This window comes from Pseudoalteromonas sp. NBT06-2, from assembly GCF_002276045.1.
Lineage (GTDB): Bacteria > Pseudomonadota > Gammaproteobacteria > Enterobacterales > Alteromonadaceae > Pseudoalteromonas.
Window position 1 is genome coordinate 15,206 of the sequence record NZ_NQMR01000058.1, and the last position, 19,834, is coordinate 35,039.

The 19,834-nt window shown below is 37.3% G+C and carries 15 protein-coding genes and 2 pseudogenes; 10 read left to right on the plus strand and 7 right to left on the minus strand.

Going from position 1 to position 19,834, the window contains the following annotated elements:
- Positions 1-3 precede the first annotated feature (3 nt).
- A complete protein-coding gene (locus CJF42_RS12750; protein WP_095367052.1) occupies positions 4-2,535 on the plus strand; it encodes a glycoside hydrolase family 3 C-terminal domain-containing protein in 2,532 nt (843 codons plus the stop codon).
- A 118-nt stretch (positions 2,536-2,653) separates the two neighbouring features.
- On the opposite strand, the pseudogene CJF42_RS12755 reads toward CJF42_RS12750, so the two are convergent.
- Positions 2,654-2,782 (minus strand): annotated as a pseudogene (locus tag CJF42_RS12755) (DUF4372 domain-containing protein); the annotation flags it as partial.
- Between the two features lie 479 nt (positions 2,783-3,261).
- Between CJF42_RS12755 and CJF42_RS12760 the strand changes: the two are divergent.
- From CJF42_RS12760 to CJF42_RS12780, 5 genes and pseudogenes are all read left to right on the plus strand, one after another.
- Positions 3,262-7,500 (plus strand): glycoside hydrolase family 9 protein, encoded by a 4,239-nt coding sequence (locus CJF42_RS12760; protein ID WP_095367053.1) that lies wholly within the window; start codon positions 3,262-3,264, stop codon positions 7,498-7,500.
- Between the two features lie 183 nt (positions 7,501-7,683).
- Positions 7,684-9,492 carry a cellulase family glycosylhydrolase gene (locus CJF42_RS12765; protein WP_095367054.1) on the plus strand — a complete coding sequence of 603 codons (1,809 nt, stop codon included), beginning with the start codon at positions 7,684-7,686 and terminating at the stop codon, positions 9,490-9,492.
- Between the two features lie 469 nt (positions 9,493-9,961).
- Complete coding sequence (locus tag CJF42_RS12770) at positions 9,962-11,263, plus strand: ADP-ribosylglycohydrolase family protein (RefSeq protein ID WP_095367055.1); 1,302 nt, start codon at positions 9,962-9,964, stop codon at positions 11,261-11,263.
- A gap of 301 nt (positions 11,264-11,564) precedes the next feature.
- Positions 11,565-11,759, plus strand: a complete 195-nt coding sequence (locus CJF42_RS12775) for a hypothetical protein (protein WP_095367056.1) — start codon at positions 11,565-11,567, stop codon at positions 11,757-11,759.
- 263 nt (positions 11,760-12,022) lie between these two features.
- A pseudogene (locus CJF42_RS12780) lies at positions 12,023-12,208 on the plus strand (integrase core domain-containing protein); the annotation flags it as partial.
- A 328-nt stretch (positions 12,209-12,536) separates the two neighbouring features.
- Here CJF42_RS12780 and CJF42_RS26800 read toward each other — a convergent pair.
- The 6 genes from CJF42_RS26800 to CJF42_RS12805 all read right to left on the minus strand — a co-directional run bounded on the left by CJF42_RS26800 (position 12,537) and on the right by CJF42_RS12805 (position 15,098).
- The gene (locus tag CJF42_RS26800) at positions 12,537-12,776 is read right to left on the minus strand and encodes a hypothetical protein (protein ID WP_170940599.1); all 240 of its coding nucleotides are present in this window, start codon (positions 12,774-12,776) and stop codon (positions 12,537-12,539) included.
- Positions 12,777-12,817: 41 nt separating this feature from the next.
- Positions 12,818-13,348, minus strand: a complete 531-nt coding sequence (locus CJF42_RS27485) for a hypothetical protein (RefSeq protein WP_170940600.1) — start codon at positions 13,346-13,348, stop codon at positions 12,818-12,820.
- A 31-nt stretch (positions 13,349-13,379) separates the two neighbouring features.
- On the minus strand, positions 13,380-13,613 hold the full coding sequence (locus tag CJF42_RS27490; RefSeq protein ID WP_095367057.1) for a hypothetical protein: 234 nt from the start codon (positions 13,611-13,613) through the stop codon (positions 13,380-13,382).
- Complete coding sequence (locus tag CJF42_RS12795) at positions 13,613-14,281, minus strand: hypothetical protein (protein WP_095367058.1); 669 nt, start codon at positions 14,279-14,281, stop codon at positions 13,613-13,615. Before CJF42_RS12795 ends, CJF42_RS27490 begins: the two co-directional genes overlap by 1 nt.
- Before the next feature lie 204 nt (positions 14,282-14,485).
- A complete protein-coding gene (locus CJF42_RS29310) occupies positions 14,486-14,737 on the minus strand; it encodes a DUF2339 domain-containing protein (protein ID WP_141235553.1) in 252 nt (83 codons plus the stop codon).
- Positions 14,738-14,858: 121 nt separating this feature from the next.
- A complete protein-coding gene (locus CJF42_RS12805) occupies positions 14,859-15,098 on the minus strand; it encodes a hypothetical protein (RefSeq protein WP_095367060.1) in 240 nt (79 codons plus the stop codon).
- A gap of 132 nt (positions 15,099-15,230) precedes the next feature.
- Between CJF42_RS12805 and CJF42_RS12810 the strand changes: the two genes are divergently transcribed.
- The 4 genes from CJF42_RS12810 to CJF42_RS12825 all read left to right on the plus strand — a co-directional run bounded on the left by CJF42_RS12810 (position 15,231) and on the right by CJF42_RS12825 (position 19,716).
- Positions 15,231-16,115 (plus strand): hypothetical protein, encoded by an 885-nt coding sequence (locus CJF42_RS12810; RefSeq protein ID WP_095367061.1) that lies wholly within the window; start codon positions 15,231-15,233, stop codon positions 16,113-16,115.
- A gap of 44 nt (positions 16,116-16,159) precedes the next feature.
- Entirely contained in the window at positions 16,160-16,822 is a 663-nt protein-coding gene (locus tag CJF42_RS12815; protein ID WP_095367062.1) for a response regulator, read from the plus strand.
- The gene (locus CJF42_RS12820; protein ID WP_095367063.1) at positions 16,822-18,990 is read left to right on the plus strand and encodes a tetratricopeptide repeat protein; all 2,169 of its coding nucleotides are present in this window, start codon (positions 16,822-16,824) and stop codon (positions 18,988-18,990) included. Before CJF42_RS12815 ends, CJF42_RS12820 begins: the two co-directional genes overlap by 1 nt.
- A 90-nt stretch (positions 18,991-19,080) precedes the next feature.
- The gene (locus tag CJF42_RS12825) at positions 19,081-19,716 is read left to right on the plus strand and encodes a sulfotransferase (protein WP_095367064.1); all 636 of its coding nucleotides are present in this window, start codon (positions 19,081-19,083) and stop codon (positions 19,714-19,716) included.
- Positions 19,717-19,834 lie beyond the last annotated feature (118 nt).

Here is a 19,834-nt window from a genome sequence, read left to right on the forward strand (position 1 = left end):
ATCATGAATAGAAAAACAAAATTATCATTATTTATTGCAACGGCTATGAGCTTATCTGCGATTGCTGGGCAAAAAGTAGATAAAAAAAGAGATAATATAGAAGCTGATGTTGAAGCTTTACTCTTAAAGTTAACCTTAAAAGAGAAAGTATCTTTAGTACATGCCAGTGGAAAGTTTCATATAAATGCCATAGAACGAGTGGGCATACCTGAAATGTGGTTATCAGATGGTCCACATGGTGTTCGTCATCAAATAGAGCGACATACTTGGGATTCTGCAGGTTGGACAGATGATTATTCTACTTATTTACCACATTTAACGTCAGTTGCTGCCAGTTGGGATCCTAATATTGCAAAATTACATGGCAACGTATTAGGTAGTGAAGCTCGCCATAGAGAAAAGGACTTTATTTTAGGACCTGGCGTAAACCTAGCACGCTTACCTTTATATGGTCGTAATTTTGAGTATATGGGCGAAGATCCTATTCTTGCTGCTAAGTTAGCAGTACCACAAATTAAAGCGATTCAAAAACATGATGTTGCAGCCACAATTAAACATTATGCTTTAAATACACAAGAGCTGAATCGTACAGGCGTAAATGCAAAACCTGATGAAAGAACCTTAAGAGAGGTATATTTACCGGCATTTGAAGCCGCCGTTAAAGAAGCTGATGTACTTGGTATGATGGGCGCTTATAATGAATATTACGGTACGAATGCCAATCAAAGTAAACATTTAGTAATGGATATTTTAAAAGGAGAATGGGGTTTTAAAGGTGTCTTATTAACAGATTGGAATGTTGATATTAATACATATGATGCTGCTATTAATGGTTTAGATTTAGAAATGGGTACAGACGTTACCAGTTACAATGATTATTTTTTGGCAGATCCATTATATAATATGATTAAGTCTGGCAAAGTACCTGAAGCTGCACTCGATGATAAAGTTAAACGAATTTTGCGTGTGCAACATACCATAGGTATGATGGACAAAAATCGCAAATTAGGTGAGAGAAATACTAAACAACATCAACTTGATGCACGAAAAATAGCGGCTGATGGTGTTGTATTATTAAAAAATGAAAAAGTAGATGGTCAAGCCGTTTTACCTTTAGATAAAAGTAAAATTAAAAATATTCTGGTATTAGGGCCAAATTCAGATAAAAAGCATGGCACAGGAGGGGGATCTTCAGAGGTTAAATCTTTATATGAAATTACGCCATTACAAGGGCTTAAAAATAAGTTAGGTAAAGATGTCAATATCAAAGTAATGCGTGCAAGAAGTAATGTATTAGCGCCGATAGCCAGTGATTATGTGGCAAGTCGTCATTGGACAGGCACCCCAGCTTGGAACATTTCATATTATGATGATAAAGCACGCTCTCAACTGAATAATGAATCATGGATAGTTGATTCTAAATATCAAGCAAATGATAGTAAAACTACCTCATATGTTACTATGAAAGCTAATATTAAACCGCTTAAAACAGGTGAACATATACTTAAAATAGCAGCAAAAGGTGATTTTAAGTTAAAAATTAATGGCAAGCTGGTGATTGAACACATAAGCAAAAATGGTGAGGTATTTGATAAGTCCGTTAACTTAAATGACAAAGAAAATTATGCATTTGAAATTAACTATGATGGTTCGCAGTCATTTACTTTAGGTTGGGATGCTCCTGGGAGTTTATTTAGTGAAGAAGCACAATATTTAGCGGCTGCTAAAAAAGCTGATGTAGTCATTTATTTTGGCGGTTTAAGCCATGGTGATGATAGAGAGTCAATAGATCGCCCGGACATGAAGTTACCAAACAGCCAAGATGAAATCATTACCAAACTACTACAAGCCAATCCAAACACTGTGGTATTTATGGTGGCAGGCTCTGCGGTTGAAATGCCTTGGGCTGAACAAGCAAACAGTATTGTTTGGGGCTGGTATGGCGGTATGGAAGCAGGCAATGCTTTTGCGGATATTTTAATGGGAGATATTAACCCAAGCGGTAAAATGCCAATTACCTTGCCTGAAACACTTGAAGATACAGCACCTATCGCACTTGATGATTACAACGCAGAAGAGTCACTTTACAAAGAGGGTGTATTTATTGGTTACCGTTGGTTTGAAAAACAAGATATAAAACCAACATTTAGTTTTGGCCATGGTTTATCGTATAGTACATTTAACTATAGCGATATAAAACTCTCCACTAAAAATCTAAGAGGGGATCAAACTGTAACTGTAACGGCAAAAGTGACAAATACTAGCAAAGTAGCTGGTGCTGAGATTGTACAGCTTTATTTAAACGATAAAAAATCAAGTGTAGATCGGCCTTTAAAAGAGCTTAAAGGTTTTGATAAAGTATTTTTACAGCCTGGTGAATCAAAAACGGTAAGTATCAAACTGACAAAAAGAGATTTATCATTTTGGGACATCAAAACCAATAATTGGTTAGCAGAATCAGGTGAATTTCAAGTAATGTTAGGTGCTGCAGTCGATGATATTCGATTAGTTGAGAGTTTTAATTATTTTCAGTAGAAGGGTGTAATACATTGTTATTTTGTCATTATTATTTCTAATGATGGCAAAAGCAAAGTTACATTTAAAATCCTATATATAAAACAGCACCTGATTGAGTTCATCGGGTTGGCTCTGATTAAATAGAGTGAGAGATTACTTTTTTACCAAGGTGGTAGAGTTTATCACTCTGAGCTTCTTGATTGGATTCAATATCACACAGACTTTGACGGTCAAACAGCTGAGTAAACTCTATGGTAATGAGCCGTTCACATCGAGTGGTTGAGCAGCCTGTTTAGTGTCCTTCTTTTCCTTGTCGAACTCGAACCTCGATAAAGGGCATAAAAACAATGATTTTTTTACGTTCGGGACTATCCAGATAGAGTTATATCCTCTTTATAATGTACAGCCAACATCGTTCTACTATCTAATAATATGACTTTTAGTTAGATCGTTTTTCGTCAGATAAAATAATCATCCGCATAAAAATACAAACAAAAACTTGACATTTTATTTACAAAGGTTGAGTATTTGTGTTGCCAGCCATGTAAGCGCTTACATTTGTGTTTATTGTGATCGTTACATTTCGTTTTGATGCACCGGATAGAAAAAATAATTCCGGTGTTGAGCGGGCGAGTTAAATAGAAACGTCAGAAAATTAAAAACCACTAAAATCTATAATTGTAGGTATTTTACGACTAAATCGTCGCAAATTCTTTAAAACGACAAGAAGAAAGAGAATATCAAATGAAGAAAAACAACTTACTTAGTAAGTGCTTAGTAAGCACTGCGGTCGCCATAGGCATCACCGCTGGTTTGCTGAACTCACCACCAGCAGCAGCGGAAATAAAGCCAATTAACACTATCCGCGTTAATCAACACGGATATTTGCCCACTCAGCCGAAAATGGCCGTTTATGTTGGACCTGCTGGCACTGCATGGAAGCTTAAAGATGCCAGCGGTTCATTGGTTAGCAGTGGCGTGACCACGTTATTTGGCACGGATCAGGCATCAGGTGATAATGTGTCTCACATTAATTTCTCCACAGTTACTACAACAGGCACGGGTTACTATCTGGAAATTGCGGGAGAACAAAGCTACGCCTTTAAAATTAGTGATTTCACTTATACCTATATGAAAGAAGATGCAGCGATGTATTTTTATCATCAACGCTTAGGCGAAAAAGTAGATGCAAAATACGTTGGAGCTGAGTTTGCTCGTAAAGCAGGCCATCTAATGGACTCCAACTTAGAGTGCGATGATGACCTTCCTTCCGATTGGGATTCATCCAGCTCATGCTCTTATTCACTGGATGTACGAGGTGGCCATGCTGATGCCGGTGATTATGGCGCCTATGTTGTTAATGGTGGCTATTACACATGGATGCTACAGCATGTTTATGAGGCAATTCCATTATCTTACGCGGATGGTTCGTTATATATCCCTGAAAATAGTAATGCTATTGCGGATATTCTTGATGAAGCTCGCTATGAGCTAGATTTTATTCTTCGCATGCAAGTACCAGAGAACAAAGCGCCTTATCCTGGTATGATTCACCATAAAAAATCTTGGCAAAACTGGGCACCGTTCCCATTAGTACCCGCTGATGATGACGGTATTTATTGGGGGAACCCTCAATCTAAACGAACGATTAAACCTGTGTCTACTTCGGCAACGCTGAACGGCGCTGCTGTCATGGCTCAAGCAGCCCGTTTATGGCAAAACTATCCATCAGCGGCAGGCTTTGATGGTGACAGTCGTCCTTACCACGTCACATTAATCGAACGAGCAGAAATTGCTTGGGCAGCCGCCCTAAACAATCCCGCTCTTTTTGCCTCCAGCGATGCGTCCATGGGCAGTGGGCCGTATAACGATAATACGGTGTCTGATGAATTTTATTGGGCCGCCGTTGAGCTATTTATTACAACTGGTAAAGCAGAATATAAAGAGTTTCTTCTCGATAGCCCACACTTTGCTAACTATACTGCCTTTGACTGGGCGGAAGTAGCCAATGCAGGGCATTATTCTCTGTTGTTGAATAAAGGCAGTATTGACCTCCCGCCGGCGAAAATTGCTCAATTGCAGGATAACTTGTTGAGTGATAGTGATACGCTGCTTAGCAACATCAGTAGCGAAGGTTATTTGACGCCATTAAAACCTAAGAATGCCGGGCCCATTGGTGGAGAATGTACAGGCAGCCAGACTTACCCATGGGGCTCTATTGGTTCATTCACTTTAGCTGCAGCCCACCAGCTGGGGTTTGCACATCGAATGAGTGGCGACAACCAATATCTGGATGGTATGACCAAAACGATGGATCATGTTATGGGTGTCAATGCGCTCGACCGTGCCTATATGACAGGATATGGTGAAAATCCAACGAAGGAACCCCATCATCGTTTTTGGTTGAAGTCTAAAGCAACGCCCGTTACAGCGGTTGCAGAAGCGATTGCGATACCTTACCCAGGTGCGATAGCCGGTGGCCCACAAAATGACTTAGTATCGGACGGTACCAGTGGTCCTGAAACGGATGGTACACCATGCGAAACGCCAGCAAAATCATTTGCCGATCACTGGAACAACTATTCTTCCAACGAGATAACCGTTAACTGGAACGCTAACTTGGTGGCAGTTTTAGCTTACATTGATGAGGCGCTTCCTGCTCCTGCCGATGTTTTAGCGCCTAATATGCCAACTCAAGTTTCAGCACTTGCTACCAGTGGTTCTTCAGTAGAAGTCAGCTGGGAGCCCGCATCGGATAATGGCCAAGTAAAGAAATATGAAGTTCTGATGAATCCAAAAGGTGCAGGTTACGCGCTTTATGCCAGCACTATGTTTGATAAAGCATCTTTTGTACCACTGACTCCAGATACTGAATACTGCTTTAAAGTTATTGCTGTTGATTATGCTGGTTTGAAATCACCTGCTTCCTCTGAAGTGTGTGAAACAACGCCGGCTGCGACAACGTTTGAAATTTATTACCAGCCAGATAATTCTGCACTGAGCAATTATGTGGGTACTGGTGCGGTCATTCAGCCCGAGGATCCTACAACGATTCTAGGTAATGGCTGGTATCATTATGAATTTCGTCAGGCGCCACCTTATTCGTTCCACTTTGCTATGCCAAACTGGGGTAGCCCAGATCGTTTCTCACCAGACGGCAGCACTAGCGATTGGTACTTATCTGAGTCCAATTTCAACACAGGTCAGGTAATTTGGCTAACGAGCGACAAAATCTTTCATACCAGTGCGACAGCGTTAGAGCCGATTAGTGACAACTGTGAACCTGATTGCCCGAATGTAGCGCCTTCTGCGGTTTCACAAACCATTCATATTGACGTCGATGAAACCAAAATGATTGTCCTGCAAGGTAGCGACCCTGATGGCAGTATTGTGTCTTATGACATCGCCAGCCAGCCATCTCATGGTACAGTGACGATCAGTAATAACACCGCCACGTATGTGCCGAATGCAGGCAACACCCTCAATGATCAATTTAGCTTCACAGTGACTGACGCTGAAGGTGCAATATCGAATCTGGCGACCGTAAGTATTAACTTTATTATGTCTTGTACAATCGCATGTCCACCAGTGGCAGAAGCTAAAGCGGCGACAACCGACAAGAATGTCGCAACTGTGATTACACTGTCTGGTTCCGATGACAACGGTTCTGTCGTGCGCTACGAATTGAGCACGCAACCAGCCAATGGTGAGGCTGTATTAGTTGACGATAAGGTTACATTTACGCCTAATACTGATTTTACCGGAGTAGATTCATTTACCTACGTTGCTATTGACAATGATAATGTTGCATCTACACCCGCAACTGTCACGATTAATGTTAATGATCCGATTGTAAACAAGCCGCCAGTTGCGTGTTTTACAAGTACGGTCAATAAGCAAGATCTAACGGCATCCTTCGACGCGAACTGCGCAACAGACGATACCACCGCGGGTTTGTTGGCAAGCTGGGACTTTGGCGATGCTAACACTCAAACCGGTATAACCACTTCTCATAGTTATTCGACTGCTAGCAAGTTTATGGTCACCTTAACAGTGACTGACAACGAAGGGCTGAGTGATTCGATTAGCCAGGAAATCGACTTAACGCAAACTGTAGTCGATTCGCTAACATGCGAAATAGGTTCAATTGATACTTGGTCAGGTGGTGTTGTCATGAACAATATTGTTGTAACCAACATAGGCTCTGGCGTGACACAAGATTGGCAAGCAAGCATCAGTACTTCCGGTCCCATTGCGATCTCAAATAGCTGGAATGCAGATGTCGCAACCAGCGATGATGCTATTGTCGCCAGTGGTAATTCACTCAATCCAGGGCAGTCAGTCGCCTTTGGTTTCCAAGGTAGCTTCAGTGGCGATGTCAGCTTTGGCGAGTGTACTACAAATGGTGTAGCACCAACGAATCGTGCGCCAGTTGCTGACTTCTCAGTTAATACGAGTAATCTAGTCGTTGATTTTGATGCCAGTACGTCAAGTGATGCCGATGGTGACGCACTAACATATCGCTGGAGGATTGATGGTGTTGCCGAATCTGGCGAATTAGTGAGCTACACATTTGCCAGTGCCGGTACCTACACGATTACGTTAACTGTCAGTGATGGTACGTTTAGTGACACGATGAGCAAAACGGTTACTGTTTCGGATCAAAATAATGGTGATAGCGTGTGTAGCTTTGAGGTCGTTAATGATTGGCAAAGCGGTTTTAACGGCAAAATTGTTATTACTAACAACGGTAACCAAACAATGGATGATTGGCAAGTCAGTTGGCAATTTACCGATGGCAGCGTGACAACTAATGCCTGGAATGCCAATGTCACGCTAGGTACGCTAAATACGGCAACACCGTTATCCTGGAATGGCACTATTGCGCCCGGAGCTTCGATTGAATTTGGAATTTCAGGCAACAAAGGCACTGCGGGTTCCACCGTTGCTGTACCAACGTTGACCGGAGAAAGCTGTCAATAGCAAACCTATGAAGCGATACAACCTGTAACACCAAAACCGTTGCCGAGATCACAATTGATTCCGGCAACATATGGCGACTCTGCCATACCTTTACCAAATACGCGCAGATTATCGACGTAAACTGTAGCGTATCACTAACGTCGAACAACAACGTACCAACACATTTTCAAAGGAGGAAGACAGATGATAACTTTAAAAATAAAACCAAGCAGCCTCGCGGTTGCTATAGGCTTGGCCATTGCAACCTCACATGTTTACGCCGGTGAGTGTACATACCAAGTAGACGCTTCATGGAACACTGGTTTTGTTAGTACCATCAAAATTAAGAATGACACTGCAACCGCTATTGATGATTGGCAAGTGAGTTGGAGTTACCAAAACAATCAAATCTCAAGTATCTGGAATGCTGAATTAGCCGACGGCTATACTGCTACACCTTTAAGTTGGAACCGCTCAATTGCACCGGGTCAAAGCATTGAATTTGGTTTACAAGGCACGTTAAATGGCGGCCTTGTCGAAACTCCTGTTATCTCTGGTGATGTGTGTACAACAGGACCCGTTGACCCAGGCCCGGTTGACCCAGATCCAGTTGATGATGGTCTATTTCGAGTAAACGAACATGGCAACATCACTAAAAATGGCGATGAAATACCGATTCAATGTGGCAACTGGTTTGGTTTGGAAGGTCGTCATGAGCCATCAAATGATAGCGTAAACCCAGGTGGCGCACCCATGGAGCTTTATGTCGGTAATTCATTTTGGGCTAATGATGGCCAAGGTACTGGCCGTACCATTCAACAAACTATGGACGAAATTAAAGATATGGGAATGAATGTCATTCGCTTCCCGATCGCACCTCAAACACTGGATCCTACAAACCCGCAAGGCATGGCACCGTATTTGAAAAACCACCCAAATGTTGTGGCAACCAATGCACGTCAGCAAATGGAAGACTTTATCAAATTAGCTGATGAGAACGATATTCAAGTCATTATCGACATCCATTCATGTTCCAACTACGTTGGTTGGCGAGCTGGACGTTTAGATGCCCGTCCTCCTTTTGTTGACATAACTCGAACCGATTACGACTTCCTGCGCGAAGATTACTCTTGTGCAGCGACTGGTAACCCAGACAGCGTTACCAAAATCCAAGCTTATGATAAAGAAAAATGGCTGGACAACCTTAGAGACATCGCAGGTCTGTCTGAAACATTAAAAGTGAGTAATATTCTGGGTATTGACGTCTTCAACGAACCTTGGGATTACTCATGGGCAGAATGGAAATCACTGACAGAAGAAGCCTATGTGGCCATTAACGAAGTGAATCCAAATATTTTGATTTTTGTGGAAGGTATTTCTGATTCCTATGGCAACCAAGATGGCACACCTGACACCATAGGTGACTCACCGCACGGTGAATCATCGTCGACACCTAACTGGGGTGAGAACTTTTATGAGTTTGGTGACAATCCAATCAACATTCCGAAAGATCGTCTAGTGCTCTCTCCACATGCCTATGGGCCGTCGGTATTCGTTCAACCTATGTATATGGACCCGAGTCAACCGAAATGTGATGGTTTAAAAGGACATGAAGCTGGTGAGGCTAAATGTAATATCGTTATCGATCCGGTACGTCTTAAGCCATCATGGGAAGAGCACTTTGGTTACTTGCGTGACCAAGGATATGCAATGGTCATGGGCGAATTTGGTGGCAACATGGATTGGCCAGACAAAGCATCATTGGGCGACCAGAAATTATGGGGGGGTCATATCACTCCTGGAGTTGACAAAGAATGGCAAGCAGTATTTACCGACTATATGGTTGAAAAAGACATTGATGGTTGCTACTGGGGAATGAATCCTGAGTCGGGCGATACAGGCGGATGGTATGAGCACGCCTACGATCCAAACACCAATCCAGGTGGCTGGGGAGAATGGCTAGACTTTGAACCACGCAAGACCAATCTGTTGCATAAGATCTGGCCTCAGTAATACAAACGTAATGTTAACAGTAAATAGCAGCTAACTACTGACAATAAAAAGGTAAACATCTGATTTACCTTTTTTTAAACGGTTAGTGAAAGTGACACATTAAATAAAGAACGAAATACAAGTTGTAAACGCCAAATAAATAAAGGTTAACAAATGAAAACTGTGAAGAATCAGGGTTAGCAGTACGGGCAACTGCGAAAATTCAATCTAATATTTTCAGGGCAGAAGTAACCTGTGATCAGTGGGAACGTAATTCACTGTGGGCACGCCTGCAACATAAAGAGTGCAGAACTAGGCTGTACGTTAGAGACGTATTAGGAAGGAGCACACCCTCCTTCGGATTATCACCCCCACTGCTTGCGAAGTTAAACTACTGACAAATGGTCAAAACGCGACAAGTGGGTTTTCTCTATCATCTAAATAAAACGGCTCAGGCCCCATTTATTGTAATTATAAGTAGGTAAGAATAATGAAAAAAAGCTTAATGTTATTAGTTTTCTTGTGGTTCAGTTCGCCGATTATAGCGAATGAAATCAAAATTAATAAACAAGATTATGTAAAACAATTAGAGGGGTTCTGGCTTGGGCAAAGTATTGCAAATTGGACTGGTTTAATTACCGAAATGGACAAAATTGGCACACCTGAAACACTTCCTTTTTACACTGATGAAGATTGGGGAAAGCCAGATCAAAAGGCTTTTTGGGGAGAATATGTACCGCATGCTTCAATTATCGACTTTTATTTTGAGCGCCGAGGAACGCCATGGGGGGCGGACGATGATACAGATATAGAATACATGTACCTGCATTTACATAAGCTACATAAAACACCAAAACTGACCGCATCTGAAATACGTGATGGTTGGCTTTCTCATACATATTCTGATATTGATGCGCCGTTATTTAAAAAATTTTCCGACTCAAAACCACAAAAGGAAAATTTTTTATGGGTGTCGAACGAAAGAGCCAGAACCTTAATGGAGCAAGGTATGTTGCCTCCTCAAACGAGTCAGCCAGAAAATAATCCTCATTATAATATGATTGATGCACAGTTAACTACGGAATTATTTGGTTTGATGGCTCCTGGTAATATAGCACTCGCATTGGAAATAGCAGAATTACCTATTAGTATATCTGCTAGTAGAGAAGCTGCTGCTATAGCAAATTATTATATTGCGATGCATTCACTAGCCTCTGTTGTAGATAAGAGCCGCACTATAAAACAACACGTTTTTTCGATAGCTGAGCAGGCCACCTCTGTTTTACCAAAAAATAGCTTTCCGTTTAAAATGTACAAGTTTATTAAGCAGCATTATGAACAAAATCCAGATAAGAGCGATTGGGAGTCTACCAGAGATGCTGTATATAAACGCTACCAGCTTCAAGTTAACGATGGGTATCATTATAAAGAGCCCTATGACGCAGGAATTAATTTTGCTGCAAGTTTAATTAGTTTATTTTACGGTAAAGGCGATATTGTTGAAACTATTCGAATAGGCTCACTGGTGGGGTGGGACTCAGATAATCCGACAGCTACTTGGGGAGGCTTGTTAGGCTTTATGCTAGGAAAACAAGGCATCAAAGATGCGTTTAATAAACAAGACATTTCGAGTACATATTGGATTCATCGCACCCGTCGAAATTTCCCTGATTATACACCTAATCAATTAGGTGAAGATTCATTTGAACTCATGGCCGAAAGAACAATTAAAGTGATTGACGTAATATTATCTCAAAGCAGTGCTAGTCAATTTTGGAAAATTCAATATTAGATAATCAGAGGTCGGGATAAGTAATTGCTTTCTAGCATTTATTTTTCCTGATTACAGTGCAGTATGGCTTTAATCTGACTATGGCGAAGTAAAACAGCGTTGGTTATTAATACAAAGCAAGCAAAAAACGGGAGTAACATACACTAGATAAACGAATGTAAAAATATCCAATGAAGCCCTAAAATCGCTTAAAAAACTGAGTCGTCAACGTTTTTCTTGTTTATTAGATGCAGATTAGGCATTAAAAAACTGGTTTAAATCTCATAATGAACTTGGTATCAGTGATAGTGAAATACTCAAGTTGGCTATATTTAAACAAAGTGACCGCCCTAAGCTAAATCAACAACCGGATAGCTATGAATACCAAATAACAGGGCAAGTGTATTGGTCGCTAAAAAGTCGAGTGCAACGGTTACAGGAAAAAGCCAGAGAGAATAGAAGTGTTATTGATGGTAATTACTTGCTGTTTAATGGTTTACGTGGCGATGGAGCATAAAATCAGAAGAAAATTAAAGGCTCAGTCAGTCTATTTTTCCAACTTAAAATATAAACCTTGCCAAAATCCAACCGCTCGTTGGGTATTTTTTTGTTTCCAGGGTATTCATGAATTAACAATTGGTAGTGAACAACAATTAGTCCTCAATGTGTAAGAGAGGAACGATATTATCCTTAATTGTATGGGTAACATCTATCAGAAAATTTATTCCTCAAAGTGCTGCGGAATGTCGGGTATATTAAACAAAGCTCAATGAAAGTGAGATAAAACCATCAATGACTGATGGTTATGATTGTTATCAAAATGCGCTAGCGGAAAGAATTAATGGGATCTTAAAGCTGGAATTTTTGCATAAATGCAAAAATTTGGATGAATTAAAAGATCTCGTCGATGAATCAATTGTAATATATACCCAAGCCACTTCAAAGTGCGAGTTTCAGGACTGCTGAGCAATTCATGGTCTAGGCGCATCTTTGTATTAATGGTTGCTCCCTTAAAAGAAGATGGAACAACGATCATGAATTGCTCAGTACTCCCCGCAGGGTTGGTTTATAAACGCTTTATGCTGCGTTATTAATTTTGAAAAGGGAGTAACCATTCTCTGCAATTAATGCCTTGTCTAAAGCGTTTATAACTCCAACTGAACCCTGCATCTTGAAGTGGTTTGGGTATACAATCAAATGAGACCGCATTTGAGTTTAGGAATGAAAACACTAAAACAAATGTATAAAAAAGACCAGATGTAAAAGCAACTGGCCTTCTATTAAAACCGCCAACCTATTTCAAGACTGGACAATTTTTAGTTTTAAGCTTTTGAAATTGAAAAGCTGAAGCTAATAGAATACTACCAATAAACATATACCCAAGCCACTTCAAGATGTGAGGTTCAGGACTGCTGAGCAATTCATGATCTAGGCGCATCTTTGCATTAATGGTTACTCCCTTAAAAAAAGATGGACCGGCAATATGCTCCTGCATTGCTCTAGTACCTACATCCATGCAGGCAACAACGAGCATGATTTGCTCAGAAGTCCCTGTAAGGTTGGTTTATAAATACTTTATGCAGCGTTATTGATTTTGAAAAGGGAATAACCATGTTCTTCAATCAATGCCTTGCCTAAAGCATTTCTAATTCCAACTGAATCCTGCATCTTGAAGTGGTTTGGGTATAAATGCGATAACTTTTGTAAGACAGTGAAGCCGCTGACATCCCATAATAAAATTTTTGATGTTGCAATAGCAAAATAGCCTATGCTAACAGGCATCAACCATAGGTATTTAATTTTTAAAGTATGGAACAACAGGTTTGTACTATGTATTACCAGTAAAATTGAAACTAATGGGCTTGTTAGCCTAGCTTCATAAAGATAAATAAGACTTAAATAAATTGAGGTTAAGCATAAGTGACATAATAAGATGCTGGCTTTTTGTTTTACACCTAATCTGCGTGTTAATACACATTGTGGTTTACTTGTATAGGATATATAAAACACACTGAGCAATAATGGTATATATATAAAAGTAATTGAATAAATATTAATGATTTGATTTATATCGGTATATTGCCATAACGCTAAGATTAAAAACAAGGTTGAAAGCCAAATACAAAAATAAAAATACTTAAACCCCAAAAAAACAAGTTGGGGCGAATAAAGACGCAACTTGTTTTTTAAATATATTTGAAGATGAAGCTATTTGATGGCTAAAAGATCTTGATACTAAAAACAGTATCAGTAGTAGTGAGCAGCCAAGTAGTAAAGCGCTTAATCCATGTCCTTGCCAATTTTCAAAGCGTATTAAGTAACAGGTAAATATGCTTGTTGTTGCAGCTGAAAATAATACTAATTTTACCATTATCCATAAGATAGGGCGTTGGTTCTTATAGAAAATAAAAACTGTTCCCATAAAGCTAAGGTTATAAATTCAGGTGACTGCCTATAAACAGCGGGTAAAAAGCATATTGGTAAGATGATAAAAAACGCGGTGTCTAAGTGTTGCGCTATTTTAAAGAATCTACTGGTTTTAAAAAATGTGCGATAAAAATAAGCAATAAGCCATAAGGTTAAAAATGCTTCAATACGTGCTATTTGGCCTATGAGTATTTGGGCTTTAAAATGGAAATTACCGATATAAAAACCGCTGGTGATCACAGGCACTAAAAGTAGCAACCAATGTAAAAAATCGACCTTCACTGTTGCCGTTAGTACTGAAATTAACAATAATAAATAAGCTTCTATTCGAACGCTGTAAAAATTAAAATGAAAGCCTAGATATAGCAATATTATACCTTCAATACCCCAAATTAAACTGAGTAAATCGGTCGCTACTAAGGCTAAGATACTAGTACCGGTAAAGAAACCTGATATAAGTAAAGTAATGACTTTTACATCTTTGTTTATCAGTAACTTGATATAACTTATTTTGCTTAATAAGAATACAGAACTTACAATACCAGCGTTGAGTAGCAGTAAAAAACCAAATTGCTCAGAACTTGAAGACACTTGATCAAGTGCAACTAACATAAATGCCAAAGATGCACATAATTGAATTAAACAGTTATCTCGACTTGTTTTAAATTTATACCATTGCAAATAAAGGTTGATGCACATTTTCTAGAAAAACAAATGCACTAATAAAATAATTATTATTGATTGGGTGTTGTGTGCTTGTAGTAAAAAAAATTCAACTAACGCAATGTTTAATATAAAACTTATCTGTGCTAATAATTACCAACGGATTGACAAAGAGATCGCCAGCGCACCGAAGCAAATGAGTAATAAAAAGCTCAAATATAAAAAAGGTGAGTTACTAATGATAGACGTGAGAAAGATGGGTGCGAGTGCACCGCCTAATAGACTAATAAAAGCAACGATACGTGCTTCGTATATTTTCGATAAAATATAACCGATAGCGGAAATTAAGACTAATATAATGAAGGTATTTAAGTCTGATAGTAAGGGCCTAAAAAATAGCTGCATAAATAGAAAAAAATCACACTTAACCTTGATGGATATTCTGACATGTCAAGGTGTTTTTTATTTAACTTTATGGAAAATATCAAAATAACCAAAGCACTAAAATAACCAATACTCACTTTACCTACTGGAGGCAGATATTCATTAAATGAGCGTCTTTTTGTGTATCAACGGTTGGAACATGAGGTGAGTTTTCTTGAGTGAGGGGTTTAGGTTTTAAATTATTAGTTTCTAATAAACTCACTCTAGATTGTAGTTTTCTATTACTATCAAAAAGATAAATTAAAATGGCGAATATAAAACCATATATATATTCTTCTATAGCGATCCCGATAAGAAAAATGAATAAGGCAATGATGATCATTATTTAGATACCCTTTTTATTTTTTCTATAGACTATGAGGTTTATTGTAAATTTACAATATTGCTTTAAAATCTTTTGCAATTTAACTGCTATTATTGATAATAAAGCAACGGATATGAAAACAATAAAGCTATGAAAAAAATACTTTTATTAGTTTTAAGTACATACCTTTTATTATTCAAACCTGTATTTGCGACGCAAAAAAATACAATTGATATCGTTCAAAATAAAATAGATCTTATGATGCAAGACACGGCTTCTTGGTTAGATAGCTTTGCTAGCAGTAAAAAAATTAATGATAAAGCATCAGCTAATGGTTATTTACAGCTTGGTTGGTTGCCAAAAACCGCAGATTTAGCGGATGTCGAAACTAAATTTAAAGTGCGTATGAAACTCCCTAACTGGAATGATAAAATCGCATTTGTAATAGATAACGACGATGAAGATGATTTAAAGCTTGATTATGAAGCTGACACAATTGAAAAAGATAAAGATGATCTTAACTTGGCTGTACAATATATAAAAGATCTCAATGAAAACTTAAAAGTTAAAAATAGGATTGGCATATCAAGATCACAGATATATGTACGCAGTGAATTAAAACGGAAATGGGATGTTGACACTTATCAATTTCAATTAACACCGAGATTAGATTTTTTTAATAGCGATGGCTGGGCACCTTCAGTAATCGGTACGATTTTTTATCCCTTTGAAAGTAGCAGTCTATCATTATCAGTCAGTTGGCAAAAAATACAATCAGAGAAATATGCTCGAAAAAAAATTGGCTTTTATCATATTAAAAGTCTGACAGACGAGCAGTTACTCGTCAGTGGGTTGCAATACAGTTACAAGAAAGATTCTAATGAAAGTTATTTAGCATCTGTACGTTATAGAAATACTTTTTGCAAAAAGTGGATGTATATAGAATTTGAGCCTTTTTTAGAATTTAATCAGATTAATAGATACAAAACCGAAGTCGGTATTGCATTACGCTTGATTGGTTATTACGGAAAATAGAATTGGCATTAGAAAGTATATAGAATATTAAAAAGTAGTAAGTTATGGAACATATATTAATAGTTGAAGATGAAAATGAAATAGCAAATCATTTATCAAGATTTTTTCACGCTTCAGGTTTCTCAACATCCCATGTGAAAAATGGCTTAGATGTAGTTGTCGAGATCCAAAAAACATCTCCAAGTTTAATTGTTTTAGATATAATGTTGCCAGGGAAAGATGGATTAACTTGTTGTAAAGAAATCAGAGCGTTTTCTGAAGTACCTATTATAATGCTAACCGCAAAAGTAAATGAAGTTGATAGGCTCTTGGGCTTAGGTATAGGAGCTGATGATTATGTGTGCAAGCCATTTAGTGCACCTGAATTAGTTATGCGTGTTAAAGCAATTTTAAAACGAACACAGTCTCAACTCCCTTCTCCGACTTTATTCATTGATAAATCGAAACAACTTGTTTTTTATAAAAATTCAAAAGTTAGCCTAACAGCGCGAGAATATAAACTATTATTATTATTATTTAATTCTCCTGAGCGCATTTATTCACGCGAGCAAATTATAGATTTAGTATATCCAGACCTAAGAGATATCACAGATCGCGCAATTGATAATCATGTGAAAAATATTCGTAAAAGCTTTAAACAAGTAGACTCTCAAGAAAAAATAATAGAGTCTATTTACGGGGCCGGTTATAAATTGGTATTACCTTAGTGCGCTTTTATATTTCTATTCTGTTTATTTTTTCTTTCTCTATTTTTGCACAAAGTAGTATTTCAGAGAAAATTGAACTTGCTTTTAATCAGTATAATCATCATAAAAAAGTGACTCAATTAGAGTCACTTTCTAACACTGTTTTTAAACAAATTGATTATAAAATAAAACTAAGGTTTTTAAGATTATTATCACGTAGTTTAATGGGAGTTTCTGAATTTCAGCAAGCACATTCTGTAATTGACCGAGCTATAATCATAGCTAAAAGCAATCACAATAAGCATGAGTTTGGTAAATTAGCGCATACTAAAGGTGTTATTTATTTAAAAGAGTCAGATTTTCACTCTGCAATTGAATGGCTTTCACAAGCTGTTACCATATACAAAAAATACGGTAAATTTGATGATGAAGTTAGTGCAACAATGCGTATGGCCAGTGCCTACAGAAAAACCTCTCAATATCAAACTGCACTCAAGCTGTTAAATTTTTTATTGTTCAGAGCTGAAGAAATAATTGATAAAACAGAGCTTGCTCAATTACATAGTCATATTGCCAGTATATATGCTGATTTACATTTACTACCTGAAGCTTTAGATTCAGAGCTAAAAGCTTTAAAGGTTTTTAATGCACTAGGTTTTCCTGAAGCACAGCAAGCTGGACGTTATTATGCAATAGCAGATTTATACCGACAGCTAGATGATTTTCATTCCGCTAAAATATACTTTAATAAAAGTTTAGCGTTAGATATTAAATCTGGTGATCGAAGTTATATAGGCTATAGCCAAGTAAAAATGGCACAAGCAACTTTGGGGCTCTATCAAATAGATTTGTCTTTGGACTATGCAACAAAAGCATTGAATACTTTTACAGAAATAAAGAATGAAAGAGATCAAGCTTGGGCTAAGTCAAATATAGGGCTAGCTTATGCAAAGAAACAGCAATTTAAAATGGCTGAAAAATATTTTGAACAGTCATATGAAGTTATTAAAAAACGAGAAGGAGACTATCGTTTACTTTCCGCGATTCTATTTAATCTCAGTGATGTAAAGTTTAGTTTAGAAAAGTATGATGAAGCTAGGAAGTTTGGTTTAGAATCTTTAAATTTACTTAAAAAAATATCCCATTTAAAATATGAAGTAAGTACATTAGAAATATTAGTTAAGATTGAAATTAAAAATAAGAATTTTCAGCAGGCATCTCATTATCAAAGTTTACTTTTTAAAGCTTTCAAAAAGTTAAATTTTAAAGTATATAATAGCAGGTTAAGTATATTACAGAATTCACTAGATGCAGTTCATAAAGACTTGGCTATTAAAGAGTTAGAGCTAGATAAAAGTAATAAACAAACTTTATTAGAGCAAAAGAAACTACAAAATAAAGTTACTATTTTAATTTATTCCATCATTGTAATACTACTATTGGGATTAATTCTAAAACTTTGGAGTAAACGTAAAGTTATTCAATTAGAAAAGCGTTTATTAGCAGAGTCTATAGAACGAAAAAAAAACTTATTTTCGGATATATCCCACGATTTAAGAACGCCTTTAACTGTTTTAAAGTTACAGTTAGAGTCTTTAGAATTTAACTTGGTAAGCGATAAAGATACTGAATTTAAGAGTATGCATGAAAAAATTAATCAGATAAATCAACTTGTCAGTGATATAAATGAGCTTTCACGTATGGATAATGAGTGCGTAAATTTAGTAAAAAAGCCTTTTAAGTGTAAGTTATTTATTTCTGCTTTTTCAAATGAATTTAAAGCGTTAGCAAGTGATTTTAATTATACAGAAGAGATAATACTTGATGATGATGTGATGCTATTTGCCTGTCGCAAGAAAATTCAACAAGTGCTAACTAACTTAGCTTCAAACTCAATAAAGTATACTGATTTTCCCGGTAGCATTCACTTTTCCTGTAAGCAAAAACATAACAAAATTATTTTAAGTGTTTCTGATACGTCTCCAGGAGTAGATAAAAAATCACATTTTCAGATTTTTGAACGCTTATACAGAGTAGAAACATCACGAAATAGAGCTTTAGGGGGGAGTGGTTTAGGATTAGCAATATCTAAAAGTATTATAGAAATGCATGATGGCATAATTAAAGCTAAAGATAGCCGTTTAGGGGGCCTTAAAGTGATAATTGCATTACCCTTATATAAAATTTAAAAATAAATTTTTAACTCAAATACACTTTTTAAGTGTTAATCAATCACAAAATTAATTATGCTCTCTTTTTAAATTATTGAATTGAATTAAGTGACTGAACAAAAAATATTTATAATTGGCTTGCCTCGCACTGCGACAACAAGTGTATGTGTGGCAATGTTAAAATTAGGTTTTAAAACATCCCATACTGCATATACCAAGGAGTCAATGGATACTGCACAAGTGATTGCTGATACGCCAATCTTCTGTGATTATCAAAAACTTGATATTGAATATCCTAATGCTAAATTTATTTATTTAGAACGAAAGTGTTCATCTTGGTTACCTTCAATCAGGCAGTTACTAACGCGTATGTTAAAAAATTTACAACGTACAGATGGTGGTTTCAACCCAACCCTAAAACGTTGTTATAATACTGTTTTTTCACCTATCACTATTGATAATATAGGAAAAGATGATTTTTTATTATCTTGTTATCAAGCTCATCAGCAAGGTATTTATAATTATTTTAAAAATCGAGAACAAGATTTGCTCACTATAGATGTCAGTGATGAAAATAGTTTTCAAGCATTATTAGCATTTTTAGATATAGATGCTAGGCAAACTGATTTAAAAGGATTTGAGCGCATAAATATAGGAGGTAAGGTCACTGCTTGGAAACAAATAAAAAGTCCGTTAAAAATTGAAGCCACAAAAAAAGGCAAGGTAGATCGCGTTAGGCCATAAACTCAAGTAAATTTTTTTGTTTTGATATGACTTTCAACATTAAAATATCTCCAAGCCGTAATTTAATTTAAACAAACTCTTTTTTAGCGTGGAGAACACAGGTAAAATTACGTTTTTT